This is a genomic window from Actinoplanes sp. NPDC051633 (genome assembly GCF_040681735.1).
GTDB lineage: Bacteria > Actinomycetota > Actinomycetes > Mycobacteriales > Micromonosporaceae > Actinoplanes.
In genome coordinates, this window is record NZ_JBFAZH010001243.1 from 1 (window position 1) to 2,181 (window position 2,181).

The window sequence follows — 2,181 nt, forward strand, 5'->3', positions numbered from 1 at the left end:
GGCGATCCGCACGTCCGGGACCCGGCCGCTGCACCAGTGCGCGGCGCCGAGCACCATCTTGGCCGGCCTGTTCCATTTCGCCCGCTGGTTGTCCAGGCCGTGGACGGTCTGCACCACGCGGACCCGGGACAGGTAACGCGGCAGCGGCGCCACCAGGGCCGGGCCGATGCCGTGGTAGTGCAGCACGTCCGGCCGGTCCTTGAGGGCGGCCATGGTGGCGGTGCCGGCGTGCACGATCGCGTCGAGGTGCTTGGTGGCCAGCGTCGGGGTGCGCTTGAGCCGCACGCCGCGGTACTGGTCCATCGGCATCGCGTCGTAGCTGTCGCGGCAGTAGACGGTGACCTCGTGGCCGAGGGCGACGAGCCGGCTGCTCATCTCCTCGACGTGGCGCTCGATGCCGCCGTAGGTGGCGGGCATGCCCTTCTGCCCGACCATGGCGATGCGCAGCGGGCGCCAGCCGCTGGGCCGGTCCGTGTTCTCCACCGACCCCCGCTGGCGGATGATGGCGGGCATCCGCATCCGAGTGTCGGTGTCCTCGGCGTCGAGCTCGTACGTGGTCACGCGGTCCCCTGTTCGGAGAGGGCCATGGGTCTGCCTTGCCTGTCTAGCTGCGGCGGTCCACGACACTCCCGGCCAGGTGGACCAGGGCGGCGCGGGCCTCGTCGGTGAGCGGGGCGTCGGTCAGTGCCGCGACCGCCGACTCGGCCCGCACTGTGATCATGTCCTCGACGCGCTCCAGCGCGCCGGTGGCGGCGATGATCGTACGCAGTTCTTCCGCACCCGCGGGGTCCAGATCCGATCGACCGAAGAGAATCTTCATCTTTTCGGCCTGGATAGTATCCGCTCGATCCCTGGTCAGTGCGATGAGGACGGTCGGTTTGCCCTCCCTGAGGTCATCCAGGACCGGTTTGCCGGTCACCGCGGGGTCCCCGAAGACGCCGAGCACATCGTCACGCAATTGAAATGCATCACCGAGCGGGTCGCCGAACCGCTGCAGCGCGGCGAGTGCCGCGGGTCCGGCGCCGGCCAGGCTCGCGCCGATCTGTAGCGGTCTGGTCACTGTGTACCGTGCCGCTTTCATCCTGATAACGGTCAATGCCCCGGCGACCGAGCCGTCACCCACGCCGGACACCAGATCGAGGTACTGGCCCGCGATCACCTCGGTGCGCATCAGCGTGAACAGGCGGTGACCGCGCTGGATCCAGTCCGGGGGCAGGCCGGAGCCGGAGAACATGTGGTCGGCCCAGGCGGCGCACAGGTCGCCGCAGAGCAGGGCGGCGCTGTGGCCGTACCGCGTGGGGTCGCCCCGCCAGCGGTGCCGGGCGTGCAGTTCGCTGAAGTGGCGATGCATCGACGGCCGGCCGCGGTGGCGGTCGCTGCGGTCCATGATGTCGTCGTGGATCAGGGCGAAGGCGTGGAAGAGCTCGAGGGCGGCGGCCGCCGTGATGATCTCCGGCCGGTCGTCGCCGCCCGCGCCTCGCCAGCCCCAGTAGCAGAACATCGGCCGCAGCCGCTTGCCGCCTGCCAGCACGAAGCGGCGGCAGGCGTCGAGCACGCCGTGCGGGGTGCCGTCCGGCCACAGTGGGCGCTGGCGGTCCAGGAAGGCGGTCAGCGCCGCGTCGCACCGCTCGCTCAGTGACTCGGAGGTCACTTCCGGTGGCGACCCGACGGTCACGGCCGTGCTCCCACCAAGCCGAGGAGGAGGTCCTTCACGTCCGTGGCGGCGTAGGCGTCCCTGGCCGGCCCCGGGTCGGAGCACAGCAGAACCGGGGCGTCCCGCGGGTCCGACGGCAGCCGGCCGTGCGAGCCGCGGACCGCCTTGGCGCCGGCGTCCAGCCCGACGACGCTCATCAGGTAGCGCATCCCGAGCTTCTTGCGCAGCAGCGCCAGCCCGGCCCGGCCCTTCGCGGCGCCCGGTCCGGCCGGGTCGAAGAACAGCTCGGCCGGGTCGTACCCCGGTTTGCGATGGATCTCGACGAGCCGGGCGAAGTCCGGCGCCCGCGCGTCGTCCAGCCAGTAGTAGTAGGTGAACCAGGCGTCCGGCTCGGCGACCAGGACCAGCTCGCCGGACCGCTCGTGGTCCAGGCCGTGCTCGGCCTTGCCGGCCGCGTCCAGCACCTGCCCCACGCCGGGCAGCTCGGCGCAGCGCTTGGCGACCGCGGGCACGTCGGCCGGGTCGCG

At 71.9% G+C, this 2,181-nt stretch carries 2 protein-coding genes and 1 pseudogene; all 3 read right to left on the reverse strand.

Annotated elements, in window-relative coordinates; genetic code table 11:
* Positions 1 to 561: glycosyltransferase (locus AB0M20_RS39535; RefSeq protein ID WP_364306188.1), on the reverse strand; the 561-nt coding region annotated here is incomplete at its 3' end.
* A gap of 43 nt (positions 562 to 604) precedes the next feature.
* Entirely contained in the window at positions 605 to 1,675 is a 1,071-nt protein-coding gene (locus AB0M20_RS39540) for a polyprenyl synthetase family protein (RefSeq protein WP_364306190.1), read from the reverse strand.
* Positions 1,672 to 2,181 (reverse strand): annotated as a pseudogene (locus AB0M20_RS39545) (alkaline phosphatase family protein); the annotation flags it as partial. The pseudogene AB0M20_RS39545 and the gene AB0M20_RS39540, both read right to left, overlap by 4 nt.